Raw genomic sequence first — 26,665 nt, 5'->3', positions numbered from 1 at the left:
TCACTCCGGGTGGCTGCTCCACCGGCGGTCCGGCCGCCGGTGGAGCAGCCACCACAGCACCGTCCAGCAGACCGTGACGCCCAGACAGGCCCCGGCCGTCATGGTCAGGTACAGCGGGTCGGTGGAGTGCCGGGCCGCGCTCAGCCGCCCGCCCACGGCGATCACGGCGCCGAAGTACACGAGGTTCAGCGCGAACGCGACGATGCCGTGTCCGGTCTGCTCCAGCAGGGTCAGCGCGGTCAGCGCCAGCGCCGTGCAGCCGAACGACGGCCCGGCCAGCTGGAGGAAGCGCACGGCCTGCCCGGCGGTGGCCGGGTCGTCGGAGAGCCGGGCGGCCAGCGGCGCGCCCGCCGTCCACAGCACCGCCGTCACGCCGAGGTAGCAGCCCGCGGTCAGCAGGCCGCCGGAACGCACGGCCCGCCGGGCGGCGGTCCGGTCACCGGCCGCGGCCGCCTGGTTGACCAGGATCGCGATCGCGGAGCCGAACCCCACGGCCGGGACGACCACCGCGCTCTGCAGCGTCGAGCCGAGCGTGAACCCGGCCACCGCGCCCGGGCCGAACGGGGAGACCACGCGCAGCATGGCCAGGTTGACGGCACAGAGCAGCAGGAACGAGGCACCGACCGGCACCCCGACGGACAGCGCCGCCGCCCGCACCTCGCCCCGGCTGCCCTCTTCCCGGCCCCCGGCGGCCCGTCGCAGCGATGCCGCCCGCAGCCATGACGCCCGCCGCAGTCCCGCCCGCCGCAGCAGCACCGCGCCGAGCAGCAGCTCCACCACCCCGGCCACCAGGGCGGAGACCGGCAGCGCGGCCAGCCCCCAGCCCGCCCCGAGCCCCAGCCCGCCGACCCCGGCCAGCAGCAGGCCCGCCGAGGTGAGCGTCAGCAGCATCCCCCGCCCGGTCGCGCCGGAGCCCCGCAGCACGGCCGCGCACAGCTCGCCCAGCGCGCCGACCGCGTTCACCGCCACCATCGCGGCCAGCAGGGCGAGGAACGGCGTCCGGTCGGCGGCGGGCACGTCGAGCAGCGCCCCCAGCGGCCCGGCGCCCGCCAGGACGACGACGCCGCACACCAGGTAGCAGCCCGCGCCGAGCCGTGCCGCGGCGGCGAGGTGGCCGGGCAGTTCGGCGCGCCGCCCGCTCCCGGTGGCGCGCGCGGCCACCACCTGGAGTGCGGTCGAGAGGCCGACGTTCAGCGCCACCAGCAGGAAGGCGACCGGCGTGTAGAGCGACCGCAGGTAGAGCGCGTGCCCGCCGGCCGCGCCCAGCATCGCCGCCACCGCGAACTGCGCGCCGAGGGCGATCGCCTCGCTCAGCGCGACGGGCGCGGCGAAGCCCGCGATCCGGCGGACGGTCGGCGGCGGCACGGTCGTCTGTGTCATGGCTCCCCCGCCCGTTCGCACGATTCGCACGTCGTCCGCCGAGCATGCCGAATTTCCGGCCCCGCACGGAAGCCCGGACGCACCCGCCGCCCGTCTCCGGAGCGCCCGGCGCCGAGGTGGGAAAAGATGTCGGGAAATCTTGCCGATGGATGTCGAGACCCCGGCGGTCCGCTCCGACCGAGGGGTGAGAGCGTGCCGCGAGGGGCACGCGGGACGGGAGGACACCCGAGATGAAGTACGTCGCCATGATCTACGGCAACCAGGCGAAGTGGGACGCGTTCCCGGCCGAGGAGTGGCCGGCCGCGATCGCCAAGCAGGAGGCGTTCAACACCAAGTACCGGGAGACCGGCGAGCTGTTCGGCGCCTACGGGCTGGCGGACGCCGCCGCGGCCCAGCTGGTGCGGCGCGCGGACGGTCTGCCGGCGGTCACCGACGGGCCGTACCTGGAGACCAAGGAGTACATCGCCAGCTTCTACCTGCTGGACTGCGAGAGCCTGGAGCGCGCCCAGCAGATCGCCGCCGACATGCCGTTCGCGGACGTCGAGCCGGTCGAGCTGTGGCCGATCCTGCACGAGTCCCCGGCCCCCTCGGCGGACGTGTGAACGGCGGCCGGCCGCCCGCCCCGGGGGGCCTGGAGGGCCTGTTGCGCGATCTCGCGCCCCAGGCCCTCGGGGCGCTGGTGCGCCGCCACGGGCGGGGACAGTTCGACGCCTGCGAGGACGCCGTCCAGGAGGCGCTGCTGGCGGCCGCCACCCAGTGGCCGGTCGAGGGGATGCCGGAGAACCCGCGGGGCTGGCTGGTGACGGTCGCCGGACGGCGGCTGACCGACGCCGTGCGCAGCGAGGCGGCCCGCCGGCGCCGCGAGGACGCGCTGCTCCTCGCCACACCGCAGTCCGCGCTGCTCAGCCCCCCGCCGGACGCGGCGCCCGCCGCCGACCGGGACGACTCGCTGCACCTGCTCTTCCTCTGCTGCCACCCGGACCTGTCCGCACCCAGCCGGATCGCGCTCACCCTGCGGGTCGTCGGCGGCCTCGGCACGACGCAGATCGCGGCGGCGTTCCTGGTGCCGGAGGCGACGATGGCGCAGCGGATCAGCCGGGCGAAGCAGACCGTCCGGACCGCCGGGCTGCCCGCCGGGCAGCTCTCGGAACGGCTCGCCGAGGTCCGCCAGGTGCTCTACCTGATCTTCAACGAGGGCTACACGGCGAGCAGCGGCGACGACCTCACCGCGCCGGAACTCTCCGCCGAGGCGATCCGCCTGACCCGTCTGCTGCTCCGGTTGGTCCCGGACGACGCCGAGACGGCGGGCCTGCTCGCCCTGATGCTGCTCACGGACGCCCGCCGTCCGGCGCGCACGGGGCCGGGCGGGGAGCTGGTGACGCTGGCGGAGCAGGACCGTTCGCTGTGGGACCCCGCGCTGATCGAGGAGGGGGTGGCGCTGGTCAGCCGCACCCTCCCGCGCGGCCGGGTGGGTCCGTACCAGCTCCAGGCGGCGATCGCGGCCGTCCACGACGAGGCGCCGGACGCCGGGTCGACGGACTGGCCGCAGATCCTGGTGCTCTACGACCTGCTGCTGGCCCGGTTCGGCGAGAACCCCTTCATCGCCCTCAACCGGGTGGTGGCGCTGGCGATGGTCGGGGGACCGGAGGCCGGGCTGGCCGCCCTCGCCCCGTTGGAGGCGGACAAGCGGTTCGCCCGCCACCACCGCCTGTTCGCCACCCGGGCGCACCTCCTGGAACTCCTCGGCGACCCGACGGCGGCGGACGTCTACCGCGAAGCCGCCCGCCGTGCCACCAGCGCCCCGGAACGCCGCCACCTGACCGAGAACGCCCGCCGGCTGCAGGCCGGCGCGGATCGGAGGAACACATGAGTCAACTTCTGCGGGTCCAGAACTTCAACGTCTCGGCCGACGGCATCGGCGCCGGCGAGGACCAGACCCTGGAGCGGCCGTTCGGCCACGTCCGGCCGGAGGAGCTGTTCTCCTGGGCCGGCGCCACGGCGAGCTGGCCGATGCGCACCGACCCGGGCGGCAGCCGGGGGCTGGACGACTACCTGACCCGCGACTACGCCCGCAACATTGGTGCCGAGATCATGGGCCGCAACAAGTTCGGCCCCCAGCGCGGCCCCTGGGAGAACCTGGAGTGGCAGGGCTGGTGGGGGGACGAGCCGCCGTTCCGCACCCCGGTGTTCGTCCTGACCCACCACCCGCGGCCCTCGATCACCCTCTCCGACACCACGTTCCACTTCGTCGAGGGCGACCCGGCCGCGATCCTGGGGCAGGCGAAGGAGGCGGCCCGGGGCAAGGACGTCCGCCTGGGGGGCGGGGTGACCACGATCAGGCAGTTCCTGGACGCCGACCTGGTCGACACCCTGCACGTGGCGGTCTCGCCGGTGAAGCTCGGGACCGGGCTGAAGCTCTGGGAGTCCCCGGACGAGCTGCGCGACCGCTTCCACCTGGACGTCGTGCCCAGCCCGAGCGGGGTGACGCACCACCTGTTCTGGCGGAAGTAGGACGGAGGTCGGGGCCCCGGGCAGTCCGGGGCCCCCGCGCCACCGTGGCCGGCGAGGCGCTACGCCCTCGGGCGGGTGCGCCGGTGGATGCTCCCGCCGGGGACGTACCAGCCGGCCACCTTCCGGACGGTCGGGCTGGGGTCGTGGGCCTGCGCCGAGCGCAGGGCCGCCAGGGCGTCCGCGCTGGTGTGAACGAACTTGCCGACGAGCTCGACGGCCCTGGCCCGGACGTGCGGATCGGGATCGGCGGCCAGATGCCGGATCCCGGGCGCGAGAACCCGGTCCGCGCCCGGCGCACAGGTGTCGCCCTTGCAGCGGTCACAGGCCAGCGCATGGAACGCGGCGATCCGGACGCGGGCGTCGGGATCGTCGGCCATGGTGATCAGTTGGTCCATGGAGTCGACGTCGACCAGGTGGTCGAGGAGCCGGCAGCACCCTTCGCGGACCGCGGCGTCCTCGTGGGAGAGCCCGCCGCGGATCGCGTCGAGCGCTTGGTCGCCGCGGCGCAGCAGTTCCCGGTACGCCGCCACAGTGCGTTGTGCATCGCCCAAGCACGAGACGAGGGCTTCGTTGTCCGTTCTGACGAATCCCAGCATCCCCCCAGGGTGACGACGAACGGTGCTCCCGGCAAAGGGTTTCGGGCCCGCCGGCTTCCTGCGCCGTCACGGCGGGGATAGCGTGATCATCATGACGGAGCTGGAAGAACTGGTCCTGACCCCTGACGAGCGTGCGCGAGGGGTCCGGGTCGGCGGCGTGATGTTCGGCATGGACTGGTCCGGCGAGGAGACCCCGGGCGAGCTGGCGGCGTTCGTGGCCGGGCGGCTGCGGGCCTTCGGGGTGGATCCGGCGGGCGTCGACACCGGCGACCTCTACCGCGCGGCCGAGGCCGGTCCGACGCTGAACCGTGGGGACTTCCCGGTCCGCCAGCTCGACCACCTCTCCGGGGTGCTGACGGACCTCGGCTGCACGCTCGCGGTGTGGGAGGACGGCACCGACACCTACGAGCTGCTGGTCGCGCTGACCGGTGGGCGCGAGCTGGCCGGGCTGACGCACGAGGACCTTCCGGTGCGGGCCTGGGGCTCGGAACCCGAAGGGACCCTGGTCAGCCTGAACTGCCCGAGCTGCTCGCAGATGCTGGTCTGGGAGCTGCCGCCGACCGAGACCCTGGCCGGCGAACAGTGCGAGTGCGGGGCCCCGCTGTTCGACGCCGCCGGCGGTCCACTGCCCGGCGTCACGCTGCACGACTGAGCCGGTCCACCCCGGCCCGCGCCTACAGTTCCACCCGCCGCCAGCCCTCGTCGGCGCCGTCCGGCTCCACGGGGAGGGCGGCGAAGTCGTAGCGGACGGTCCCGGCGCCGAGGGCCAGCAGCGAGATCGAGGACGAGCCCCAGATCCGGCCGTCCCCGAACTCGCGCCGCTGGACCAGCGCGGCGGGGTCGTCGAGCGCCAACCCGTCGCCGGTGGCGATCGGCAGCCAGCGGCCCCACGCCTGCTCGGCGGTCGCGGCGCCGGGGTGCGGCTGCGGCCGGGGTTCGGCGGTGAAGCGGGCCCGGAAACGGGCGGCGCGGGCGGCCATCAGGGTGCGGATCCGCTCGGAGGCGGTGCGGTTCTCGGCCAGTCCCTCCGGCCCGTCGTTGAGGACGACGCTCAGACCGGTCGGCAGCTCCACCTCGGCGAGCCGGCTGCCGCTCCCGCCCCAGCTCAGCACCCGGGCGCCGGTGGGTCGGACGACCACCAGGTGGAACGGGTCGTAGCGGTCGAGGTCCAGGTCGCCGGCCCGGCCGCCCCGGACGGCGAGCAGCGGCAGTTCACCGCGCGACAGCCGCGCCTGGGCCGGTGCCAGGGTGCCGAAACCGTTCAGCAGGCACGCGGCGACAGGCCCCGGACCGCCCGGCTCCACCGCGAGCCAGGTTCCGCCCGCGACCAGGTCCAGTCCGCCGACGGCCGACGGCTGCGCGGGCCAGTGCCGCCCGGGCGGCGCCCACCGCCGTCCGGCGTACTCGTCCCGCACCGACAGCAGCAGCACCGGCACCGCCGCCGTCGGCTCGATGCTCACGAACGCCGTGCACACGTCCCGTCCCCCTGACCTCGTCCGCACCACCCTCCCCGCGATCCTCGCACGCCCGTTCGCCGACCGGGAGCGGTCGCGCTCTTCCGCCCGACCGTCCGGTCGTGCCACACTCCCTGCCCACGTCCCGGCCGCGGTGTGCGAAGTGGCCCATGATTCCGGTGGCCGAACGTACCGGGACAGTGGGCCGCCGGGTTCCTAGGCTGGGGGGCATGACGACGACGAACGACAGCACCGAAGCCACCGTGTCAGCCCCGGCGCAGCGGATCTCCCTTCCCGACCTGGCACCCGACTACTACAAGGCGATGATCGCCTTGGAGCGCGCCGCTCGGCAGGGCCTGGACCCGGTGCTCGCCGAGCTGGTCAAGGTGCACGCCTCGATGATCAACGGCTGTGCGTTCTGCATCGACATGCACTCCACCGACGCGCTCGAGAACGGCGAGCAGCAGCACCGCCTGCTCTCCCTCCCCGCCTGGCGCGAGACCTCCTGGTTCACCGCCAGGGAGCGCGCGGCCCTCGCGCTGACCGAGTCGGTCACCCTGCTCACCCAGGGGCACGTGCCGGACGCCGTCTACGCCGAGGCCGCCGCCCACTTCGAGCAGGCCGAGCTGGCCCAGCTGATCGCGGTGATCACCACCATCAACGCCTGGAACCGGATCGGCGTGACCTCCCGGCTCAGCCCGGCCGCGAAGTAGGGGCCGCGGCGATGAGCACCGAACAGCGCGACAAGGCCCGCCGCCTGCACGAACTCCACCGCCCCGGCGCACCGCTGGTGCTCGCGAACGTGTGGGACGCGCTGGGCGCCCGCCTGGTCGCGGCCACCGGGGCGCCGGCCCTCGCCACCGCCAGCGCGAGCGTCAGCTGGGCGCTCGGCAGCGCCGACGGCGACGCCGCCGACCGGGACGCGGTGCTGGCGCAGACCGCGCTGGTGGTCCGCGCGGCCGTGGCGCTGCCGGTCACCGCGGACCTGGAGAGCGGGTTCGCCGACACCGCCGCCGGCGTCGGCGGGACGGTCGCCGAACTGCTCGCCACCGGCGCGGTGGGCGTCAACCTGGAGGACGGCGACCGGCCCGCGGCCGAGGCGGCCGAGCGGATCGCGGCGGCCCGGGCGGCGGCGGACGCGGCCGGTGTGCCGCTGTTCGTCAACGGCCGCACCGATGTCTTCCTGCGGCGGCTCGGCGCGCCGGAGGGGCGTCTGGACGAGGCGGTGGCCCGGCTGCGGGCCTACGTCGAGGCGGGCGCGGACGGCGTGTTCGTGCCGGGGGTGGCCGACCCGGCGGTGATCGCCGCGCTGGTCGAGGCCGTGCCGGCGCCGCTGAACGTGCTGGCGGGACCGGGCTCGCCGTCGGTGCCGGAGCTGGCGGCGCTGGGCGTGGCCCGGGTCAGCCTGGGGCCGGGCCTGGCGAAGGCGGCGTACGCGGCGGTGCGCCGCGCCGCCGAGGAGGTGTACACGGGCGGGACGTACACCGCGCTCGACGGCGGGCTGGACTACGGGGAGCTGCAGAGGCTCTACGTCACCGGGTGAGCGAGCCCACCGTTCCCGCGACGTGGTCGAGCGCGGTGCCGCCGGAGCAGCGGGTGGGTCCGGCGGCGTGGCTGCCGAGCGCCGGGACGACCGCCACCTCCTGGAGGCAGGTCGCGGCGGCGCCGAAGTCCCGGGCGGGCGCGGGTACCGGCGCGTCCGCGGGCGCGGAGGCGAACGCGGGCGCCGGCGCGACGGCCAGCGCCAGCGCGCCCAGCACGAGCGCCGCGGGCCGCCGCACGCCGGTCACAAGCCCTGCCCGATCTGGCCGCTGAGGCCCGGGTGGGTCATCTGACCGGTGCCGATGGCCTCGATCTCGGTGGCGGCCTTGCCGACCAGCGGCAGATCCTTCGCCTTGTGGATGACGAGGTCGGCGGGGGACAGGGTGAGCCCGTTGGACAGGCCACCGAGCGCGTCGGGGGAGGACGCGGTGGAGGTGGCGGCGGACGCGGCGGGCGCGGCGGCGGCGAGACCGGCCAGGGTGAGGGCGGCCAGGGCGGCGAGTTTCTTCATGAACCCCCCAACGACCCGGGCCGCCCTCGGTCACTCGGCGGCGACGGGGCTCAGACGGTCACCCGCAGCGTCCGCACGCTGTTGCTGACGAACGAGCCGATCGGCTCCGGCGCCGGCCCGTCCGCGAGCGCCAGCGCGGGGAAGCGCTCGAACAGCAGCCGCAGCGCCGTCTCGGCCTCCAGCCGGGCGAGCCCGGAGCCGAGGCAGAAGTGCGGGCCGTGCCCGAAGGACAGGTGCCGGTTCGGCTGCCGGGTGAGGTCGAAGCGGTCCGCGTCCGGGAAGTGGGCGTCGTCGCGCCCGGCGGCCGCGTAGGAGGCGAGCAGCGCCTCGCCCCGCCGGATCACCGTGTCGCCGACCGGGATGTCCTCGGTCGCGTAGCGGAGCGGGAACTGCCCGACCGGCGAGTCGTACCGCAGCGTCTCCTCGACGGCCGCCGACCACGGCACCGTGCCGTCCAGCACCAGCCGCAGCTGCTCGGGGTGGGCGAGCAGGGCGCGGACGGCGTTGGTGATCAGGTTGAGCGTGGTCTCGTGGCCGGCCACCAGCATCAGCAGCAGGGTGCCGACCAGCTCGCTCTCGCTGAGCCGGTCGTCGTCCTCGCGGGCGGCGATCAGGGCGGTGGTGAGGTCGTCGCCGGGCTCGGCCCGCTTGGCGGCGACCACCGAGGCGAGCAGCGCGAACAGCGAGCGCTGCGCGGCGACGGCGGCCTCGGGGGTGGCGGAGCTGGAGACCAGAGTGTCGGAGAGTTCGTGCAGCTCGTCCTGCTGCTTGGGCGGCAGGCCGAGCAGCTCGCCTATCACGTGCATCGGCAGCGGGTAGGCGAAGTGCTCGCGCAGGTCGAAGCCACCCTCCGGCCCGCCCTGAGACCCGCCCTGAGACCCGCCCGCCAGTTCGGCGATCCGGTCGAGCAGCGCGGTGGCCCGGGCCTCGACGGCGGGCTGCAGCGCGGCGACCCGGCGTGGGGTGAACGCCTGGGTGACCAGGCCGCGCAGCCGGCGGTGGTCCTCGCCGTCGGCGGTGATCATGCCGGGGACGGTGACGAAGGTGATCAGCGGCCAGCCCTCGGGCAGCCGCCCCTCCCGGAACGTCGTCCACAGCTGCGGGTCCTTGCCGACCCGGGGGTCGGCGAGCAGCTCCTGCAGGGTGTCGTGGTGGGTCACTGCCCAGACCACCACCCCGCCAGGGAGCTCCACCAGGACCGCCGGGCCGGCTTCCCGGAGGCGGGCGTTCTCCCCGTGCTGGTCGCGTCCGAGGGCGTCGAGCCGGACGGGCCCGGGCCGGCCGACGCCGTCTCCTCCACCGAGGCCGGGTGCACCGGGCCCGGGTCGCTCGGGTCCAGGTCTTCCGGAGCCGGGTACGGCAGCTGCGGCGGTGTCCATGCGGAGGGCCTCTCGGGGGCTGGCGGGCGGGGCGGGGTGAAGGCGCTGTAGAGCACCGGAAGGCTGACCAGGGCGCGCGACCAGGGCGACGGCCGCCAGGCCAGCTCATGGGCCGGTACGGCCAGTTGGAGGTCCGGCAGGCGGTGCAGCAGGGTCTCGACGGCGGTCTCGACGATGATCCGGGCCGGGTGCTGGGCCGGGCAGACGTGCTTGCCGGCGCCCCAGGCCAGGTGCGCCCGGTTGCTGCCGAGCGCGGCGTGCCCGGCCGCCCCGGGGGCCTGGGCGGCCGGATCGGCGTTGGCCGCGGCCAGGCCGAGCACGAGCATGTCGCCCTGGCTGATGTGCCGGCCGCCGAGCACGGTGTCGGCGGTGGCCCAGCGGCCGGGGAAGTTCTGCGTCGGCGGGTCGCGCCAGAGCACCTCCTCCAGCGCGTCGGCGACGGTCAGCCGCCCGCCGGTGAGGGTGGCCCGGAACCGGCGGTCGGTGAGCAGCAGCCGCAGCGTGTTGCCGGTCCAGCAGATGGTGGTCTCGTTGCCGGCGACCATCATCACCACCAGGTGGTGCACCGCCTCCTCGTCGGACAGCGCGGCCGGGTGGGCCAGCAGCCAGGAGGTCAGGTCGGCGCTGGGCGTGGCCCGGCGGCGCTGCACCAGGTCGACCACGATCGCCTGGAACTCCTGGTTGGCGCGCACCGATTCGGCGCCGCTGTCGGCGATGTGGCTGATCAGCCGGATGAGGTGCGGACCGGCGTCGGCGGGCAGGCCGAGCAGCTGGGTGAAGACCAGCAGCGGCAGCCGGCGCGCGTACTGGGTGACCAGGTCGGCGGTGCCGTCCGGACCCCAGCTGTCGATCAGCGCGTCGGCGGAGGACTCGGTGGTCCCGCGCAGCTGACGGTGGTCGATCCGGGCGAGCGTGTCGGCGACGGCGGCGCGCAGCCGCTGGTGCTCGGCGCCGTCCAGGTTGAGCAGGGTGGGCCGCCAGGCGGTCATCGGCTGGAGCCGCGAGTCGGGGGCCAGCCGGCCCTCGGCCGGCACCCGCCAGCGGCGCGAGTCCTTGGAGAACAGCGCCTCGTTGCGGGTGAGTTCGAGCAGCTCGGGATAGCCGAGGACGAGCCAGGCCTCCACCCCGGGCTCCAGCTCGATCGGCGCCACCGGGCCGTACTGGGCGCGCAGCCGGGCGTACAGGCCGTGCGGGTCGTCGGCGACGGCGGCGCCGTACAGCGGGGTGAGCGGCACCCCGACGGGCAGCGTCGCGTGATGGGTCGCGGCCCCGCCCGCGTGGGCCGGGCACCCCGGCGGCGGGACGGCGGCCGTGCCGGCGGGCTCGGGAACGGTCATCTCTGCAGCTCCAGTACGGCGGTGCGGTGCAGGTGGTCGACGAAGTCGATCAGCAGGTCGTACGCCGCCCGCCGGTCCCGTGCGTCGCAGTGCAGGATCGGCGCCCCGGGCAGCAGGTCCAGCGCGGCGCGCAGCTCCTCCTCCGGGTAACTGGGCGCGTCCGGGAAGGTGTTGACCGCGACCGCGAACGGGATCTGCTGCTCCTCCAGCCGCCCGAGCACGTCGAAGCTCTCGTCCGGACGGCGCAGGTCGACCATCGCGATCGCGCCGAGCGCGCCGCGCGACAGGTCGTCCCAGAGCGGCCAGAACCGCTGCTGGCCGGGCGTGCCGAACAGGTACAGCGCGAGCCGCCGGTTGAGCGTGATCCGCCCGAAGTCCAGCGCCACCGTGGTGGTGGTCTTGTCGCCGCGCCCGGTCAGGTCGTCCACCCCGGCGCTGGCGGCCGTCATGGTCTCCTCGGTGCGCAGCGGGGTGATCTCACTGAGCGAGCCGACCAGCGTGGTCTTGCCGACCCCGAACGGGCCGGTGACCAGGATCTTCACCGCGCCCTGGACGGACGGCGGCAGGTACTGGGGCTCGGCGGGCGGGCCGAAGGGCTCGGCGGCGGGCGGCCCGGCGAGCGCGTCAGCGGAGTTGGCGGAGGCCAACGAGCACCTCTTCCAGGAGAGTGGTGGGCAGGCGCTCGGCCTGCGGGACGGGCGGGAGCACCTGGACGGCGCCGAGGTCCCAGAGGTCGCCGACCAGCACCTTGACGACGCCGAGCGGCAGCCCCAGGTGGGCCGCCACCTCGGCGATCGACAGCAGGCTGCGGCAGAGGTCGACGATCCGCTGGTGCTCGCGGTTGAGCAGGGCGTCCTCGGGGAGTTCGGGTTGTTCCGGTAACGCGCTGACCAGGCTCTCGATCGCCAGCTCGGGGCGGGTGGAGCGGCTGCGGCCGCCGGTGATGACGTAGGGGCGGACCGGGCCGCCGCTCACCGGTGGCCCCCCGCCGCGAGGTCGGCGCGCGGCGGGCTGGTGAGATGGGTGCCGATCCGCTCGACGAGGACCTGCATCTGGTAGGCGACCAGGCCGGCGTCGACGGCCTCGCCGGTCACCACGGCCAGGTGGGCGCCGGCGCCGGCGGCGACGATGAAGAGGTAGCCGCCGCCGTACTCGATGATGATCTGCCGGGTGGAGCTGTGGTGACCGCCGAAGCCCTGGGCGACGCCGCGGGCCAGCGACTGCAGGCCGGAGCAGGCGGCGGCGAGGCGCTCGGCGTCCTCGCGGACGATGCCCTCGCTGCGCCCGATCTCCAGGCCGTCGTTGGACACCACGACGGCGTGCTGGACCTCGGGGACGTTGATGATGTCGGCGAGCAGCCAGCCGAGGTCAGGGTTGGTGGTCATGGAACTCTCCGGAACGCTGGGGAAGCTGGGGGGAAGGGGGAAGGGAAGGGTCGTGCGGGGCCGGGGCCGGGGAGTGGCCCGAGGGACGGACCCGGCCCGGGTCCTGGCCGAACGGGTCGCGGGGGCGGGCCCGGTCCTGCGAAGGGGCTTCGGCCTGGGGCCGGTACGCCGTCTGGGCCTGGGAGTTGGCCCGGGCGGCCGAGCGGCCGCTGGCGGTACCGGCCTGGAACATCGACATGAACGCCTGCGCCTGCTGCGCCGAGCGGTACGGCGGAGCCGGCGGCGTGGCGGCGTTGGCCGAGAGCCGGGTGGCGGCTCGGCCGCGCCGGTGGTTCCGGCGGGGCAGCGGCGGCGGGGTGGTGCCGTACGCGGGGGCGTCGGCGGCGGGCGGGGCGAACGCCGGGTTCGCGGCGGGCGGGGCGAACGCCGGCGATCCGTCGGCGGCATGCGGGTGCACGGGCGGGTGGCCGACGGCCCCCGCCGGGTCGTACGGGGCGGTCGCGCCCTGGCCGGGCCGCGCCGGCGGGGCCCCGTAGCCGGCGCCCCGGGCCGGTCCGGCCGGTGGCGGGCCGGGGCGGCGCGGGCCGCCCCCGAACACCGCGTCCTCCACGCCGAAGCCCGGCACGGTCGGCGGCAGCGGTTCGGTGAGCAGCGCGTTCGGCAGCAGCACCACGACCCGCACCCCGCCGTACGGCGAGGGCGCGGAGCTGAGCGTGACCCGGAACCCGTACTGCTCGGCGAGCCGGCCGACCGCCGCCAGGCCGAGCTGCGGCACCTCGCCGAGCCGGGAGATCTCGACGGTGGAGCCGCCGGCCAGCGCGGCGGAGGCCTTGGCCACGGCCTGCTCGGGCATGCCGACGCCGCCGTCGTCGATCTCGATGACGGCGCCGTTGTGCACGGGCATCAGGGTGACGAACACCTGGGTGCTGGGCGGGGAGTAGCGGGTGGCGTTGTCCAGCAGCTCGGCCACCGCGTGGATCAGCGCCTCGGCGGCGGCGCCGACCACCGCGGTCTCGATCCGGCTGCGGATCATCACCCGCTGGAAGGGCAGGATGCGCGACTGGGCGCCGCGCACGACGTCCTCCAGCGAGACCGGCTCCGGCCAGTGGCGGCCGGCCCGGGCGCCGCAGAGCACGGCCAGGGTCTGGGCCAGGCGCGCCTGTTGGGCGGCGGCGTGGTCGGCCTTGAGCAGGCCCTCCAGCAGGGCCGGGTCGTCGTGGGTGCGCTCCATCTCGTCCAGCAGGGCCTGCTGGTCGTGCGCCATCACGAGGATCCGGCGGGCCACGCTGAGGAAGGCCCGCTGGGTGGAGGCGGTGAGCTCCTGTTCGTGCTGGACGGCGGCCAGTTCGGCGCCGCGCCGGGAGAGTTCGGTGGCGAGCCGCTCCCGCAGGGCGGCGTTCTCGCGCTGCTCCCGGCCGACCCGGCGGCGCTGGGTGGCGGCGACCGCGCGGTAGCGGGCGGCGGCCACGAGGGCGAGGACGGCCAGCACGCCTGTTGCCGCCGCGCACCACTGAGTCATCGTCACGCGGCGAATTCTAGGGTGATGATCCTACGAAGGTGTGAACGGATCTCGCCAAGTGACCGGATATCGTCGATATCCCGTCAAGAGCGCGCCAAACCGCCCTGCTTCGGACGCGATCGGACGGTCCGTGGACCTCCGATCGGCGCCCCACCGGTCCCACTAGTGCACAGTGGACAACCGGTGCAACAGCAGCAGCGCGACATCGTCCGGACGCGAACGCCGTTCGATGACGTTCAGGGTGAGCAGATCGGCCAACCTCTCCAGGGCCGGACCGGGCTCCACCCGCACCGGACCGGCGTTGCGCGCCCACAGCTCCAGCCCGCCGAGCATCCGCTGCACCGACTCGTCGTAGTCCTCCTCGCGGTCCTCCACCAGTCCGTCGGTGTAGACGAGCAGCGTCTCGCCGGGCGCCAGCCGCTCCACCGCCAGCGGGTACGGCCGGTCCGGGGCGACGCCCAGCGGCGGGCCGCCGGGCAGCTCCAGCTCCACCGCCTTGGCGTCCTCGGTGACCCTGGCCGGGGCCGGGTGACCGGCGCGGGCGGCCCGCAGCGTGCCGTCGGCCGGGTCGAGGGTCAGATAGAGGCAGGTGGCGAACAGCTCGGTGTCCAGCTCAGCGAGCAGCCGGCTGGTCCGGGCCAGCGTGGCCGCCGGATCGTGCCCGTCGGTGGCGTACGCGCGCAGCCCGCTGCGCAGCTGGCCCATCACCGCCGTGGCCTCGGCGTTGTGGCCCTGGACGTCGCCGATCACCAGGCCGATCCGGCCGTCCGGCAGCCGCAGCAGGTCGTACCAGTCGCCGCCGATCTGCATGCCCTCGGTGCTCGGCAGGTAGCGGGCGGCGGTGGCGATCCCGGGCAGCCGGGGCAGACTGCGCGGCAGCATCGCGCGCTGCAGCTCGGTGGCCCGGTGGTGGTGGGTGTCGTAGAGGCGGGCCCGTTCCAGGGACTGCGCGAGGATGCCCGCGAAGGCGGAGTAGAGGGTGCGGTCCTCGCGGCTGAAGATCCGCTCGGTGGCGAAGGTGATCAGGCAGGAGCCGACCTGCCGGCCGGAGGCGACCAGCGGCAGCACCGCCCACGCGGCCGGGGCGAGCGGGCCGCAGCCCCCGGTGTCCGGCTCCCGAGGCCGTTCGCGCTCCGGGGCCCGGACGCGTCCCCGTCCGCGCCGGGCCGGCTCGCTGAACAGCGGGGTCGAGCGGGCCAGCGCGCGCTGCATCACGCCCTCCGACAGGTCGGCCAGCCGGGTCAGCTCGGTGCGCCGGGGGCCGCCGTAGACGGTGTGCGCGACGGGCAGCAGCCGGCCCTCGTCGACCAGGTCCAGCACGATGCTGGCCGCGCCGAAGGCGGGGCGGGCGACGTCGGTCACGGCCGTGGTGACGTCCCGGACGGTGATCGCCCGGGACAGCGTCCGGGTGAGCGCCAGCAGCAGCGCCGAACGGGCCCCGGCGGCGGACGTCCCCTCGGCGGCCCCGTCGGCGTTCCCGGCGTTCCCGGTGCTCCCGTCCGACCGCCTCCGGCGTCCGGTGCGGCGTTCGTCGGGGGCGCGGCCGTGGTCGAGATCGGCGATCAGCCCGGAGATCCGGACCGGACGGCGGTGCACGTCCAGCATGACCTCGCCGGTCTCCTCGATCCGGATCACCCCGCCGCCCAGGCGCGGCACCCGGTAGCGGATCCGGTACGGGCCGCCGGTGGAGAGCGCCTCGGCGAGCGCGGCCTGGACGTCCGGCAGGTCCTCGGGGTGGACGACGAGGTCGAGGTCGGGCGCGGGGGCGGGGCCGCCGTCCGCCGGTGCGGGCCGGCCGACCAGCCGCAGCGCCTGGGCGTCCCAGTGGGTCTCGCCGGTGACCAGATCGCGCTCGAAGGCGCCGTGCCCGGCGGCGCGCACGGCGAGCGAGAGCAGCGGGTGGGCCGTCCCGGCGGCCGGGTCGCCGCCCGGGCCGGGGCCGGGGCGCACCCCGTTCGCCGCGCCGCCGGTGCGCGGCGCCCGAGGTGCGCCGGCGTGCTCCAGCAGGTGGGCCAGCCGGTGCGCGCAGGCGTCCGCGAGGGTCTCCAGCACGTCCAGGTCGCGTCGCGGGACGATCCCCCGGTGGGCGAGCGCGAGGACGAGCACGCCGATCGGCCGCTCGTCGACGACCATCGGCAGGGCGACGATGGCGACCATCCCGGTGCCCATGCCGGCGTTGCGGTTGGGGTAGTCGACGCTGGTGCGCTCGGGGCTCAGCAGATAGGGGCGGCGCAGCTTCAGCGCCATCGCGGCGGGCAGCTCACTGGCCGGGTCGACCACGCTGTAGCGCTCGTGGGCCCAGTCGGGCAGGCCGTGGGAGGCGGTGAGCCGGAGCATGCCGCCGGGATCCAGCAGGTAGAGCGCCGAGCCCTCGCCGGTGATCCAGCCGGGGCCCTCGGCGAGCACGGTGCCGAGCAGTTCGGCGGCGCTGGTGCAGCCGAGCAGTAATCGGACGCAGCGCATGGCACTGCGCGCGGTGGGGCTGCTGCGCGGGTCCACGGGACGGCCGGCCTCTCCGGTTCCTTATGGGGCAGTTAATTCTTAATACCTTATTTCTTAAGCGAGTGAGGCGTGGGGTGAACGGCGCTCTCCGTGGTGCCCGATCGGCGGGTGTACGGCAAGCGGACAGCCGTGTACGGGCAGCGGGGCGGCCGGGGTACGGGCACCCCCTCCGGGTCCGGTACCCTTCTCCGTACGACGTGCCGCCGTACAGGCGGGTCGGACGGTACGGGGCTATAGCTCAGACGGTTAGAGCGCTTCCCTGATAAGGAAGAGGCCACAGGTTCAAGTCCTGTTAGCCCCACACCACCCCGAAGGGACCGGAGCGATCCCGCTCCGGTCCCTTCGGCGTTCCCCGGCCCCCCCGGCCGGCGCCGCTCAGGGGCGGGGCCAGCCGCGCAGGCCGGCGGTCAGCACGGTGATCATGCGCTCCTGGGTCTCCCCGAGGTCCTCGGCGAGCTGGAAGGCGCCGCCGGTCGACAGCGCGGCGAAGCCGTGGGCCAGCGAGCGGAAGGTGCGGGCGGCGTGGATCGCCTCGGAGCCCTCCAGCCCGTACTCGCGCAGCACCGCGACGATCACCCCGACCAGCCGGCCCGCCGCCACGGCCAGGTCCGCGTCCGGCTGCGGCGCCTGCGGCAGGGCGGCGTAGCGGTGCGGGCGCTCGGTGGCGTACGCGTGGTACGACCGCAGGACGGCGGCGACCGCGGCGTCCCCGCTGCGGCCGAGCGCGGCCTCGGCGAGCCGGTCGGCCAGTTCCTCGGTCACCCGGACGGCCACCAGCCGGCGCAGTTCGGCCAGGCCGCCGCTGACGTGCTTGTACAGCGAGGGGGTGGCGACCCCGGCGCGGGCGGCCACGGCGGCCAGGGTGAGGGCCTCGGGGCCCTGCTCGTCGATGAGGGCGAGGGCGTGGCCGACGACCTGCTCGGGGGTCAGTCCGACTCGGGGCACAGCGGTTCTCCTAGCGGGGGGGGCGGGGCGGGACGGCCAGTGGTGCTCAGGCCAGGTCGGCGAGGAAGGGCAGCAGGGCGTCGGCGGTCGCCCGCGGGTGGTCGGCCATCGGGTAGTGGCCCGCGCCCTCGATCATCACCTTGCGCGCGTTCAGCGCGGCGGCCTGCCGGTCGGCGACCAGCTCCGGCTTCGAGAAGTCGGGGTCCTCGGCGCCCATCACCACCAGCGCCGGGCAGCGCACGGCGGCGGTCCAGCCGGTCGGCGCCGAGTCGCCGCGCACATAGCCGCGGGTGGCGGTCCGGCGGCCCGGGGTGCGCATCGCGGCGACCAGCCCGGCCACGTACTCCTCGTGGTCGGCCGGCTTGGGGCCCGGGTAGGCGGCCTTGCGGTGGTAGAGGCCCCAGAACGCGGGCGAGCGCACCAGCAGCGCGCCCATCGCGCCGACCACCAGACGCTGCAGCGCGCCCGGCGGCACGTTCTCGACGAAGGCGTCGATCAGGACGATGCCGGCGACCCGCTCGGGGGCGTCCCCGGCGGCCTTGACGACGCTGGCGCCGGTGTAGGAGTTGCCCGCCAGCACCGCCCGGTCGATGCCCAGGTGGTCCAGCAGGGCGAGGACGTCACCGGCGATCGCGGCGGGGGAGTAGTCGTCCCACAGGATCGAGGACTCGCCGAAGCCGCGCAGGTCCATGGTGATCACCCGGCGGCCGGCGGCGGCCAGCAGCGGGCGCAGGTGGCGGTAGGCGGCCCGGCTGTCGAGCATCCCGGGGAGCAGGACGACCGGGGCGCCCTCGCCGCGCTCGGTGTCGTCGAAGGCGATCCGGCCGCCGGGCAGGTCGAGGTGGCGGGTGACGGGGGCGAGGGTGCCGTTCATGGGGAGCCTCCTGGGGCGGGATCGTCGGCGACGTGCCGATAGCCATAAAGCTAAGGCTAATAGCCTTAGCCGTCAAGCTATCGACCGTTCTCCGTGCGACCGGTCCCGCCGGCGGGGCCGGTCAGACGCCTTCCACCTTGAACGGGTCGTGCTCGGTCAGCAGCTTGTCCAGCCGCGCCTGGTCGACCCGGGTCACCAGCTCGGAGGTCTCCTGCCGGTCCCGGACCACCTTGGAGAGGGTGAACGTCGAGGTGATCGTGTAGAGCAGGCCGAGGGCGAGGAACGCCCGGGTCCACGGCTCCACCGGGAGGAAGGCGATCCCGACGCCGAGGGCGGTGCCGGAGAGGGCGAAGGACAGCACGGCCTGGATGTAGTACGCAGGCGTGGTGCGGGACTGCATCGGTGCGCTCATGGCGTCAGGATGGCCGCGCGGCGCCCGGCCGCACATGAGTAGGCGTACTCAAGTGAGGGGCCGTTCGTTGACGTCCTGACACGTTCGGTAGTGTCAGTTGTCATCAAACGTCCCAAATCGCCCACCGGACCGCGTGGTGTCCGGTCCGTATCGGTCGTCACCAACGGATGGCTTGGAATCGGGGGCCTCTCGGATTAACGTTTGATAACGCAGCGCGGTCGCAACGCCGTACCCAGACGGCACCGTGCGCCGTCGCCTAATCCCGCCGGCCGGCCTTCGGGCAGGCCAGGGAGCCGGGGAACCACGTTCCTTGGGGTGAATCGGCCAGGCTCAGGCCCGGCCGTAGGAGACCTTCCTGCTCCGAACCCGTCAGCTAACCCGGTAGGCGCGAAGGAAGGAAAGGAGCGCGCCTCCGTGGCGTCGACGCATACCCCGGCACACCCGTCCGGTTCCTCGGCCGGTACCCAGCTGCTCGACCACCCCGGCCCGTTCACCGGGCAGGGCCCGTTCGGCGGCCCCGCCGACGAGACCGCTCCGCCGGCCGCCGAGACCAGCCGGCACCGGATGCCCCGGCAGGGCCGCGGCACCGCTCCGCTGCTCGGCGTCACCGCCGTCGCCGCCACCCTGGGCGCCACCGGCTTCGCCTCCGCCACCCCGGCCGCCGCTCCCGCTGTCGAGACGCCCGACGAACTGCCGGTCGCGCTCTCCGCCGACCCCGGCCTCGCGCTCGCCGCCCGCATCCAGCAGCAGGCCGACAGCCAGCGCACCGCGGCCGAGGAGAACGCCCGCGTCCAGGCCGCCCAGGAGGCCGAGGCCAAGCGCGCCGCCCAGGTCGCCCAGCAGGAGGAGGCCAAGCGGGTCGCCGAGGAGGCCGAGAAGGCCAAGCTCGCCGCCATCAAGCTGCCGGTGCGGGACTACAACCTCTCCGCCCACTACGGCCAGAGCGCCCGCTACTGGGCCCACCTGCACACCGGCCTGGACTTCGCCGCCGGCACCGGCACCCCGGTCTACGCGGTCGGCCAGGGCACCATCACCTCGGCCGGCTGGGCCGGCGCCTACGGCTACCGGATCGTCGAGACCCTGCCCGACGGCACCGAGATCTGGTACTGCCACCTCTCCTCGATCATCAAGGGCTCGGGCAAGGTCGTCCCCGGCCAGCAGATCGGCAAGGTCGGCGCGACCGGCAACGTCACCGGCCCGCACCTGCACGTCGAGGTCCGCCCGGGCGGCGGCGCCCCCGTCGACCCGGAGAGCTGGTTCGAGCAGCGCGGCGTCACCCCCTGACGCCGCCCCGGACACCCTGAGCACCCCGCCCCGCCGGACGCGATCCGGCGGGGCGGGGTGCTGTCGGGGATCAGCAGGTGACGGGCGCGGTGACGGTCGCGGCCGTCCCGTAGCCCCAGGTGGTGGTCGTGAGGGTGGCCGTGACGGTGGAGCCGCACGGCGCGGTGGCCGCCAGGTAGCCGAAGCCGCGCCCGCCGGGCGGGAGGATGCCGCTCCCGGTGTCGGTGCCGAGCGAGGCACCGCCGACGACGCCGAGGGTCAGGGTGTACGAGGCGGACTGCGCGGTCCAGTCGGAACGGGTCGGCGAGGTGTAGCCGCCGGCCGTCACGCCGGTGCCGTCGATCGTGACGCAGACCTGGCTCCGGAGTACACCGACGGGGCCGTCGGCACAGGTGGTGGTCGAGGTGGTCGTGGTGCTCGCTGTCGTGCCGGTGGTCTGCGCGGTGGCCTGGGCGGCACCCGCGACACCGAGCGAGGACAGCGCGGTACCGGCCGCCAGGACTGCGACGAAACGCTTCATCAGGGTTTTTCTCCTTCGAAAACGGTGGCAGGAGGAGCCGTGGAGCGCGTGTGATATGTCACGCTTCACATGTCGGATGATTCCACCGCACCCGATCCATCACTCCTGACCGGCCCCGAATCCCTTGAGGAGTACCGGAATTGACCTCTCGGTGGCTCGAATCCACGGTCGTGCCCTGCCGTCGCTACTCCGCCTCGGGTCCCTCGTACCCCTCCGGCCCCTCAGGCCCCTCCGACCCCTCAGGCCCCTCGAATCCCTCGAATCCCTCGGGGTCCTCCGCCGGCTCCAGCCCGGCCAGGTAGGCGTCGATCTCCGCCTGCCCCGGCTCCGGCGCCAGCTCCGGGAACTCCTCCACCAGCAGCCGCGGCAGCCCCGGCACCGTCCACCCGCCGGCCAGCTCCAGCGCGGCCTCGACCGCGGCCTCCTCGAACGCCCCGAAGTCCCCGGCCAGCTCCTGCGGCATCGGCCGGCCCAGCGCCGTCAGCTCCGCCAGGTTCCGGTAGCTGCGCTGCATCAGCCCCTGCTCCAGCAGCCGCCGCGCGCCGTCGGTGGCCATCCCGACCGCCAGCGCCCGGGTCCCGCCGTCCCAGCCCCCGTCGTCCACCGGGTCCAGCTGCCCGTCCGCCTCCAGCGCCGCGAAGGCCGCCGACCGCTCCTGCGGCGCCAGCTCCCGGAACCCCTCCAGCCAGGCCCGCACCGCAGCCTCGTCGCCGGTGTCCACCCCGTCCGCGCGCAGCAGCAGCGTGTACAGCCGGGGCCAGGTCACCAGGTCCGCCCGGCGCAGCAGCCCGGCCGCCACCTCGCCCTGCCACTCGGCCTCGGCGTGCAGCCGCTCCTGCCGCTTGGCGTTCAGCCGCTTCGCCGCCCGCTGGTGGTCGACCAGCAGCCGCACCGCCGCGCCGTACGCCAGCGGGTCCTGTCCCGGCTCCGGCTGGACGTACAGGTACAGCCGCTCGTACAGCAGGTGCTCCACCGCGGCGGAGGTCAGTTCGGGCCAGCCGTCGTGCATCCTGCCCCCGCCCAGCTCCAGCAGCGCCAGCACCGCCCGCAGCGGGGCCTCGGCGACCGGCCGGTGGCCCGTCGCCTCCGCCCAGGCGAGCAGTTCGGCGGCCTTGGTGCGCGGGGCGAGCCGCAGGTCTTCGTCTTCCATAACCACGAACCGTAACCGCTGGTCGGGGGTAGGGTCGGGAGCCATGGTCCCCGTCCGACTCACCGGTCCCCGGCTGGCCGTCCGCGAGTTCCACCACACCCCGGAGGACGTGGACGCGCTGCACGCGGTGTTCGGCGACCCGGAGGCCACCCGCTACCTCCCCTTCGCGCCGTGGGATCCGCAGACCTGCGCCGACCAGGTCGCCCAGTTCGTGGAGGAGGCGGAGAAGGAGCACCGGGACGTCTACCGGCTGGCCGTCACCCGCCTCGCCGACGCCGACGACCCGGCCCGCGCCGTCCCGATCGGCAACGCCGCGCTCGGTCTCGTCCCCCACCGCGCCGCCCACCTCGGCTACGCCCTGCGCCGCGACGTCTGGGGGCTCGGTTACGCGGGCGAGCTGGTCGGGCTGCTGCGGGAGCTCGCCTTCGGTCCGCTCGGCCTGCACCGGCTGGAGGCCCGGGTGGACGTCGACAACGCCGCCTCGATCCGGGTGCTGACCAGGGCGGGCTTCCGGCTGGAGGGCCGGGTCCGGCACGACTACCGCCGCCGGGACGGCTGGCGCGACGCCTACCAGTACGCGCTCCTCGCCGACGACGAGCCGGTGACCGGGGGATAACCCCACCCCCGGTTCGCCGGGGAGCCGGATGTTCCGCCGCGGCGCGCTTTGACAGGCTTGGGGAGTCAGCAGGACAGACCCCACGAGCCCGAACCGCGACCGACCCGAGGGACCGAGAGCCGGCCATGAGCACCCACAGCATGCAGCGCGACGAGTACGACGCGTACGACGGCGGCGACCGCCGCACCGTCGCCCGCCGCATCGAGGAGCCGCCGTACGCCTGGCGGGCCCCGTTCACCTCCTACTTCTACCGCGAGATCGGCTACACGCTGACCGGCCTGCCGTTGGCGGTCGTCGGCTTCGCCGTCGCCGTCGTGCTGTTCTCGCTCGGCCTCGGCACCGTCGTCACCGTGCTCGGCCTGCCGGTGCTGGCCGCGCTGACCGCCACCGCCCGCGGCTTCGGCGGGCTGGAGCGGGCCCGGGTGCGCGGCCTGCTGGCCCTGGACGTGCCCGCCCCGGCGCCGGTCCGCGCCGTCCGGCCGGGCGCCTGGGGCACGATCACCGCCCGCCTCGCGGACGCGGCCGGCTGGAAGGCCGTGCTCCACCAGGTGGTGATGCTGCCGTGGGCGATCCTCAGCATGGCGGTGTCGCTGGTCTTCCTCTGTGTCGGCTGGACGCTCGCGCTCTACCCCGTCTACCACTGGGTGTTCCCGCGCTACGTCGACTGGCCCGGCTACCGGCTCTTCGACTTCACCGGCGACGACGGCGTCCGGCACGAGTACTACATCCAGTCGCCGCTGCAGATCGCCGGAGTCTGCCTGGTCGGCATGCTGTTCGTCTTCCTGACCCCGCAGCTGGTGCGCGGCCTGACCAACGTCAACCGCCTCGCCGCCCGCGGCCTGCTCGGCCGCTGACCTTCCCCGGCCCCGCACCCGGCGCCCGCACCCGGCGCCCGCATCCGACGCCCGCACCCGACGCCCGCACCCGACGCCGCGCCCCGCGCCCGGCCCGGAGGGCTCCGGGTGCGGGCGCCGGCGGCCCGTGGTCGGATGGCGGCGATGGCCGACCGGACCGCCCGCGCCCCGGCCGCGGTCCCGTCCGCACCCCTGGTGACCTCCCGCCCGCTGGACGAGTACCGCGGCCTCTTCGGCCTCACCCGCGCCGGGATCGCCGCCCTGCCGGGCCCGTTGCTGGACTGCCCCGGCGGCGCCGCCGCACTGGTCGCCGAGGCCCGTCCGCTCGGCTGCCGGGTGATCGCCGCCGACCCGGTGTACGCCCGGCCGGCCGGCGAGATCACCGCCCGCGCCCTGGCCGCCCGGGCCGCCATGGCCGCCGCGATGGCGGCCCGCCCGGACCTCTACCCGGCCCGCCGGCACCGCCGGCCCGAGCACTACCTGCGCGGCTGGGACCGGGCCCGCCGGCTCTTCGCCGCCGACCGCGCCGCCCACCCCGGCCAGTACGTCGCGGCCGAGCTGCCCCGGCTCCCCTTCGCGGACGGCACCTTCGCCCTCACCCTGAGCGGCTACCTGGTCTTCGCCTACCCCGAACTGTTCGGACCGGAGCGGCAGCTGGCCGCGCTGCTCGAACTGGTCCGGGTCACCGCCCCCGGCGGCGAGGTCCGGGTCCACCCGCTGTACGACGGCGAAGGGCGCCGCACCGCCGGGATGGACGCCGTCCGCCGTGCGCTCGGCGAGCGCCGGATCGCCAGCGAGATCCGGGTGGTGCCACCCGTCGACCGGGGCGGCCGGGCCCAGCGGGTGCTGGTGCTGCACCGGGTCAGCCCCCGTGGGTAATGGCCACTTGATAGGTTCACCCCTATACTGACCGGCCATGACCGAGACGATGATCAAGCCGGCCGAGGCCTCGGACGCCGACCGGCTCACCGCCCTGATCCAGGACTGCTCCGCCTACCGGGGCGCCTACGCTCCGATGATCGCCGGTTACCGGGTGACGCCCGAGTACCTGGCCCGGCACGAGGTCCACCTCGCGGTCCGCGCCGCCGACGACCACCTGCTCGGCTTCTACGCGCTGATCACCGACCCCGCCGAGCTCGACCTCATGTTCGTCGCCGACGACGCACAGGGCCTCGGCATCGGCCGCCGGCTCATCACCCACCTGCTCGACCGCGCCCGCGCCCTCGGCGTCGACGGTGCCGTCCGGGTGGTCTCCCACCCGCCCGCCGAGGCCTTCTACCTGCGGATGGGCGCCGAGCGGGTCGGCACCTTCCCGGCCCGGCCGCCGATCGGCTGGGACCGGCCCGAACTCCGCTTCCCGCTGTAGGCCCCGTCAGTCCCGCGGCTCCCCGGCCTGCGCCGCCGGTGCCGGTGCCGTCGCCGCGGCCGGTGCCGTCGCCGCGGCCGGTGCCGGGGCCGGTGCCTGGGCCGGGATCGTTCCGCCCGGTCGGCGCGGCACCAGCCCGGGAGCCTCCAGACCCGAGAGGATCTTCTCCGCCAGCCAGCTCCGGTCCGAGCCGTACGGGATCCCGTCCGGCGCCATCAGCCGTCCCGCCACCGCGTCCCGCAGCCGCCCGGCCTCCTCGGCCGGCAGCCCGGACATCAGCCCGCGTGCCGCCAGCAGCGCGTGGTACTGCTCGAACCCGGAGCGCGGGTGCTCGATCGCCTCCAGCACGCTCGGCAGGTCGGCGAGCGCCGGATCGCCCTGCATCAGGGCCAGCGCCTGGACCCGCCGTCCCTCCGAGCCGTCCGCGAACAGCTCCCGCACCCGGGACGCCGTCAGCGCCGACCGCCGGGCCGTCGACCGCACCTCGGCCACCACCCGCTCCGGCCCGGTCACCCGGTCCGCCGGCAGCATCGAGTCGGGCAGGTCGTCCGGCTTCCCGGGGCTGGAGCCGACCAGGCCCAGGTGCTGCATCGCCCGCATCCGCAGGTCGTCGGCGCCCACCTTGTCGCCCTTGCGGTCCCGGTCCTGCCCGGCGAGGAAGAGGTCCAGTGCCTGGTCGGCGTCGGAGAGCACCCGCGGCAGCGCCAGCCGGGTCAGCAGCCAGCCCGCCAGGAAGCCGAGCAGCAGGAAGTAGAGGACCAGCGAGGCCGCGAACGGTGCCGTGCCCGCGCCGCCGCCCAGGGCCGGGGCGAGCGCCGTCCCGAGCCGGTCCAAGCGCTCGCCGAGCGAGCCGAGCTGGGTCAGCCCGACGCCCAGCAGCACCTTGGTGAGCCAGTCCGAGACCTGTTCGAGGTTGGTGTTCGGCGCGTACGAGCCGTGCGGTTCACCGGCCCCGGCGGCTCCCGTGCCGCCCGAGCCGCCGCGCACCCGGGGCACCCCGAACAGGAACCCCAGCGCGCCGCCGACCAGGGTCGCCGCGCAGGCCACCACCAGTCCGCCGCCCAGTGCCTGCCAGGGGTGCGGCCGCCCCAGCGAGAACAGCACCAGGCCCACCAGTCCCGAGCCCAGCAGCATCCCGGCCGCCGCCCGCTGTGCCGTTCGCACGACCGCCGGTCCGCCGGTCCGCCGATTCGCCGTCGCCATCGCCCACCACCCCCAGTGCCGCACCCCGCCCCTGCGGAGCGCGCGCCGACTCTAGCGGGGACGCCCCCGATGCCGAGGGCCTGATGCCCCGCGCGGAGCGCGGACACACCCGCACGGAACGGGTGCGGTGGGACTGTTCGGGAACGCAGACGGCCCGCGGGCTGCTCCGCGGCGTCCGTGCCCACGATCAGGGGCATCGGGCGCCGAGGCACCGGGGATGTACCGGTGAGCCCGCGGGCCGGGTGACTGCTTGGGATTTCGCCTGCCGGAGGCCCAGGACCTCGCCCTGCGCAGGCAGGGGCGGCTCTAGCGAGCAGCCACCTCACACATCCTGATGGAACTCAATTCAGGATCACCTCCTTTCAGTGTGCCGCCACCATAGGCAGGCCGCCGGACGGAGGGCAACGGATTTATCCGGCGTGCTGCCCGGTGCCGGATCAGGCGGCGTGGGCCTGGGACTTGAACTTCGAGTAGTCGATGATCTGGTCGGCCGGCGGGGCCTGGATGGTCAGCGGCTTGTTGATCTCGGTGAAGTCCGCCTGGCCGCCCCCCTTGCCGGTCTTCTCGATCCGCAGCGGGTACGGGGTGCCCTCGGTGGCGACGTGCAGGACCATCTCGTCGCCGCCGCTGTTCTTCGACTTGACGCTGAAGGTCTTCGCGCCGTTGACGGTGCCGGCCGAGCCCTTGGTCAGGTCGGTGGACTTGCCGTCCTCCAGGAAGCTCTTGGTGAGGTCCTTGAGGTTGCAGGCGGTGGTGAGCTCCTTCATGTCGGGGTCGTCCTGGACACCCGCGATGTAGCGGCCCTTGAGCAGCTCGGCGGCCTGGGCGCCCTCGGCGCCGCCCCCGGCGACGTTGCCGATGAACTCGGCGTCGGGCTTCAGGTAGACCTGCTTGCCGTCGCCCAGCAGCTCGAACTTGCCCATCCCGGGCATGGAGATGGAGCCCTTGCACTTCCCCTCGGTGTCGACCGCCAGGTCCACGGTCATCTTCTCGGCGGCGTTGCTGATGGAGCCCACGACCTTGACCGAGGTGGCACCGGCCAGGGCGTCCTTGGCCTTCTTCTGGATCTCCTCGGCACTGAGCTTGGCGGTGTCCAGCTTGGTGGCGGAGGCCTTGTCGTCGCCGCAGGCGGTCGCCCCGGCGGCCAGCAGCAGACAGATCGCGGCGGTGCTGGCAAGGCGCTTCGACAGCATGAGTCTTCCTAACCCGGACATGACGGTACGCGTCCGAACAAGTGATTTTCCCGCTCAGTATGATCGAAAGATCATTTAACTGATCTTGACTCGCCGCGCCGTTACAGCTTCGTGGCAGGACCGTGCCGCGCG

General features: G+C 74.9%; 30 protein-coding genes, 1 tRNA gene and 1 riboswitch. Of the genes, 12 read left to right on the top strand and 19 right to left on the bottom strand.

Annotated features, from left to right (window positions below; all coding sequences use genetic code 11):
* Entirely contained in the window at positions 1-1,380 is a 1,380-nt protein-coding gene (locus ABZW10_RS19245) for an MATE family efflux transporter (RefSeq protein ID WP_355366866.1), read from the bottom strand.
* Between the two features lie 230 nt (positions 1,381-1,610).
* On the opposite strand from ABZW10_RS19245, the gene ABZW10_RS19240 reads away from it, so the two are divergent.
* From ABZW10_RS19240 to ABZW10_RS19230, 3 genes are read left to right on the top strand one after another with little or no spacing between them, the layout of a single operon-like run.
* A complete protein-coding gene (locus tag ABZW10_RS19240) occupies positions 1,611-1,982 on the top strand; it encodes a YciI family protein (RefSeq protein WP_355366863.1) in 372 nt (123 codons plus the stop codon).
* Between the two features lie 41 nt (positions 1,983-2,023).
* Positions 2,024-3,250 (top strand): DUF6596 domain-containing protein, encoded by a 1,227-nt coding sequence (locus tag ABZW10_RS19235; RefSeq protein WP_355366860.1) that lies wholly within the window; start codon positions 2,024-2,026, stop codon positions 3,248-3,250.
* The gene (locus tag ABZW10_RS19230; RefSeq protein WP_355366857.1) at positions 3,247-3,891 is read left to right on the top strand and encodes a dihydrofolate reductase family protein; all 645 of its coding nucleotides are present in this window, start codon (positions 3,247-3,249) and stop codon (positions 3,889-3,891) included. The genes ABZW10_RS19235 and ABZW10_RS19230 overlap by 4 nt, the downstream gene beginning before the upstream one ends.
* Positions 3,892-3,950: 59 nt before the next feature.
* Here ABZW10_RS19230 and ABZW10_RS19225 read toward each other — a convergent pair whose 3' ends face one another.
* Positions 3,951-4,421, bottom strand: a complete 471-nt coding sequence (locus ABZW10_RS19225; RefSeq protein ID WP_355366854.1) for a HEAT repeat domain-containing protein — start codon at positions 4,419-4,421, stop codon at positions 3,951-3,953.
* A gap of 157 nt (positions 4,422-4,578) precedes the next feature.
* On the opposite strand from ABZW10_RS19225, the gene ABZW10_RS19220 reads away from it, so the two are divergent.
* Positions 4,579-5,139 (top strand): hypothetical protein, encoded by a 561-nt coding sequence (locus ABZW10_RS19220; RefSeq protein WP_355366851.1) that lies wholly within the window; start codon positions 4,579-4,581, stop codon positions 5,137-5,139.
* Between the two features lie 22 nt (positions 5,140-5,161).
* On the opposite strand, the gene ABZW10_RS19215 is transcribed toward ABZW10_RS19220, so the two are convergent.
* Positions 5,162-5,947, bottom strand: a complete 786-nt coding sequence (locus ABZW10_RS19215) for an NRDE family protein (RefSeq protein ID WP_355366848.1) — start codon at positions 5,945-5,947, stop codon at positions 5,162-5,164.
* Positions 5,948-6,171: 224 nt separating this feature from the next.
* Between ABZW10_RS19215 and ABZW10_RS19210 the strand changes: the two genes are divergently transcribed.
* Together ABZW10_RS19210 and ABZW10_RS19205 are read left to right on the top strand one after the other, a co-directional pair.
* Positions 6,172-6,654: a carboxymuconolactone decarboxylase family protein gene (locus tag ABZW10_RS19210; RefSeq protein ID WP_355366845.1), complete on the top strand. Its 483-nt coding sequence runs from the start codon at positions 6,172-6,174 to the stop codon at positions 6,652-6,654.
* 11 nt (positions 6,655-6,665) lie between these two features.
* Positions 6,666-7,484, top strand: coding sequence for an isocitrate lyase/phosphoenolpyruvate mutase family protein (locus ABZW10_RS19205; protein ID WP_355366842.1), 819 nt, complete (start codon positions 6,666-6,668; stop codon positions 7,482-7,484).
* On the opposite strand, the gene ABZW10_RS19200 is transcribed toward ABZW10_RS19205, so the two are convergent.
* From ABZW10_RS19200 to ABZW10_RS19160, 9 genes are all read right to left on the bottom strand, one after another.
* Entirely contained in the window at positions 7,474-7,722 is a 249-nt protein-coding gene (locus tag ABZW10_RS19200; RefSeq protein WP_355366839.1) for a hypothetical protein, read from the bottom strand. The genes ABZW10_RS19205 and ABZW10_RS19200 overlap by 11 nt on opposite strands.
* Before the next feature lie 5 nt (positions 7,723-7,727).
* The gene (locus ABZW10_RS19195; RefSeq protein WP_355366836.1) at positions 7,728-7,994 is read right to left on the bottom strand and encodes a hypothetical protein; all 267 of its coding nucleotides are present in this window, start codon (positions 7,992-7,994) and stop codon (positions 7,728-7,730) included.
* Positions 7,995-8,044: 50 nt separating this feature from the next.
* A complete protein-coding gene (locus tag ABZW10_RS19190) occupies positions 8,045-9,154 on the bottom strand; it encodes a cytochrome P450 (RefSeq protein WP_355366833.1) in 1,110 nt (369 codons plus the stop codon).
* The gene (locus ABZW10_RS19185; RefSeq protein ID WP_355366830.1) at positions 9,151-10,710 is read right to left on the bottom strand and encodes a cytochrome P450; all 1,560 of its coding nucleotides are present in this window, start codon (positions 10,708-10,710) and stop codon (positions 9,151-9,153) included. The genes ABZW10_RS19190 and ABZW10_RS19185 overlap by 4 nt, the downstream gene beginning before the upstream one ends.
* On the bottom strand, positions 10,707-11,276 hold the full coding sequence (locus tag ABZW10_RS19180) for an ATP/GTP-binding protein (RefSeq protein WP_355367110.1): 570 nt from the start codon (positions 11,274-11,276) through the stop codon (positions 10,707-10,709). Before ABZW10_RS19180 ends, ABZW10_RS19185 begins: the two co-directional genes overlap by 4 nt.
* Before the next feature lie 58 nt (positions 11,277-11,334).
* Positions 11,335-11,685, bottom strand: a complete 351-nt coding sequence (locus tag ABZW10_RS19175) for a DUF742 domain-containing protein (RefSeq protein WP_355366827.1) — start codon at positions 11,683-11,685, stop codon at positions 11,335-11,337.
* Positions 11,682-12,095, bottom strand: a complete 414-nt coding sequence (locus ABZW10_RS19170; RefSeq protein ID WP_355366824.1) for a roadblock/LC7 domain-containing protein — start codon at positions 12,093-12,095, stop codon at positions 11,682-11,684. The genes ABZW10_RS19175 and ABZW10_RS19170 overlap by 4 nt, the downstream gene beginning before the upstream one ends.
* A complete protein-coding gene (locus tag ABZW10_RS19165; protein ID WP_355367107.1) occupies positions 12,079-13,614 on the bottom strand; it encodes an ATP-binding protein in 1,536 nt (511 codons plus the stop codon). The genes ABZW10_RS19170 and ABZW10_RS19165 overlap by 17 nt, the downstream gene beginning before the upstream one ends.
* Before the next feature lie 162 nt (positions 13,615-13,776).
* Positions 13,777-16,113 (bottom strand): SpoIIE family protein phosphatase, encoded by a 2,337-nt coding sequence (locus ABZW10_RS19160; RefSeq protein ID WP_355366821.1) that lies wholly within the window; start codon positions 16,111-16,113, stop codon positions 13,777-13,779.
* Between the two features lie 230 nt (positions 16,114-16,343).
* Between ABZW10_RS19160 and ABZW10_RS19155 the strand changes: the two genes are divergently transcribed.
* Positions 16,344-16,417, top strand: a tRNA-Ile gene (locus ABZW10_RS19155).
* A gap of 74 nt (positions 16,418-16,491) precedes the next feature.
* Here ABZW10_RS19155 and ABZW10_RS19150 read toward each other — a convergent pair.
* From ABZW10_RS19150 to ABZW10_RS19140, 3 genes are all read right to left on the bottom strand, one after another.
* Positions 16,492-17,061, bottom strand: a complete 570-nt coding sequence (locus ABZW10_RS19150) for a TetR-like C-terminal domain-containing protein (RefSeq protein ID WP_355366818.1) — start codon at positions 17,059-17,061, stop codon at positions 16,492-16,494.
* A gap of 46 nt (positions 17,062-17,107) precedes the next feature.
* The gene (locus ABZW10_RS19145) at positions 17,108-17,935 is read right to left on the bottom strand and encodes an alpha/beta hydrolase (RefSeq protein WP_355366815.1); all 828 of its coding nucleotides are present in this window, start codon (positions 17,933-17,935) and stop codon (positions 17,108-17,110) included.
* Positions 17,936-18,056: 121 nt separating this feature from the next.
* Positions 18,057-18,347, bottom strand: a complete 291-nt coding sequence (locus ABZW10_RS19140) for a YiaA/YiaB family inner membrane protein (RefSeq protein ID WP_355366812.1) — start codon at positions 18,345-18,347, stop codon at positions 18,057-18,059.
* A 243-nt stretch (positions 18,348-18,590) separates the two neighbouring features.
* Positions 18,591-18,749, top strand: a riboswitch (cyclic di-AMP (ydaO/yuaA leader).
* A 12-nt stretch (positions 18,750-18,761) separates the two neighbouring features.
* Between ABZW10_RS19140 and ABZW10_RS19135 the strand changes: the two genes are divergently transcribed.
* A complete protein-coding gene (locus ABZW10_RS19135) occupies positions 18,762-19,631 on the top strand; it encodes a peptidoglycan DD-metalloendopeptidase family protein (RefSeq protein ID WP_355366809.1) in 870 nt (289 codons plus the stop codon).
* A gap of 70 nt (positions 19,632-19,701) precedes the next feature.
* On the opposite strand, the gene ABZW10_RS19130 is transcribed toward ABZW10_RS19135, so the two are convergent.
* Together ABZW10_RS19130 and ABZW10_RS19125 are read right to left on the bottom strand one after the other, a co-directional pair.
* Complete coding sequence (locus ABZW10_RS19130) at positions 19,702-20,151, bottom strand: hypothetical protein (RefSeq protein WP_355366806.1); 450 nt, start codon at positions 20,149-20,151, stop codon at positions 19,702-19,704.
* Positions 20,152-20,335: 184 nt separating this feature from the next.
* Positions 20,336-21,301 (bottom strand): hypothetical protein, encoded by a 966-nt coding sequence (locus ABZW10_RS19125; RefSeq protein ID WP_355366804.1) that lies wholly within the window; start codon positions 21,299-21,301, stop codon positions 20,336-20,338.
* A gap of 43 nt (positions 21,302-21,344) precedes the next feature.
* Between ABZW10_RS19125 and ABZW10_RS19120 the strand changes: the two genes are divergently transcribed.
* The 4 genes from ABZW10_RS19120 (at position 21,345) to ABZW10_RS19105 (ending at position 24,137) form a co-directional block, all read left to right on the top strand.
* A complete protein-coding gene (locus ABZW10_RS19120) occupies positions 21,345-21,917 on the top strand; it encodes a GNAT family protein (protein ID WP_355366802.1) in 573 nt (190 codons plus the stop codon).
* A 125-nt stretch (positions 21,918-22,042) separates the two neighbouring features.
* A complete protein-coding gene (locus ABZW10_RS19115) occupies positions 22,043-22,771 on the top strand; it encodes a sensor domain-containing protein (RefSeq protein ID WP_355366799.1) in 729 nt (242 codons plus the stop codon).
* Between the two features lie 144 nt (positions 22,772-22,915).
* The gene (locus tag ABZW10_RS19110; protein WP_355366796.1) at positions 22,916-23,650 is read left to right on the top strand and encodes a class I SAM-dependent methyltransferase; all 735 of its coding nucleotides are present in this window, start codon (positions 22,916-22,918) and stop codon (positions 23,648-23,650) included.
* Positions 23,651-23,687: 37 nt separating this feature from the next.
* On the top strand, positions 23,688-24,137 hold the full coding sequence (locus ABZW10_RS19105; protein ID WP_355366793.1) for a GNAT family N-acetyltransferase: 450 nt from the start codon (positions 23,688-23,690) through the stop codon (positions 24,135-24,137).
* Between the two features lie 6 nt (positions 24,138-24,143).
* Here the strand turns inward: ABZW10_RS19105 and ABZW10_RS19100 are convergent, their stop codons facing one another.
* Together ABZW10_RS19100 and ABZW10_RS19095 are read right to left on the bottom strand one after the other, a co-directional pair.
* The gene (locus tag ABZW10_RS19100; RefSeq protein ID WP_355366790.1) at positions 24,144-25,301 is read right to left on the bottom strand and encodes a hypothetical protein; all 1,158 of its coding nucleotides are present in this window, start codon (positions 25,299-25,301) and stop codon (positions 24,144-24,146) included.
* A gap of 476 nt (positions 25,302-25,777) precedes the next feature.
* Positions 25,778-26,533: a hypothetical protein gene (locus tag ABZW10_RS19095; protein ID WP_355366787.1), complete on the bottom strand. Its 756-nt coding sequence runs from the start codon at positions 26,531-26,533 to the stop codon at positions 25,778-25,780.
* Positions 26,534-26,665 lie beyond the last annotated feature (132 nt).

Origin of the sequence: Kitasatospora sp. NPDC004723, assembly GCF_040609255.1 — a bacterium.
Classification (GTDB): Bacteria; Actinomycetota; Actinomycetes; order Streptomycetales; family Streptomycetaceae; genus Kitasatospora.
Note: the sequence above shows the minus strand (reverse complement) of the source record. Positions and strands in the feature narration are given on the sequence as shown.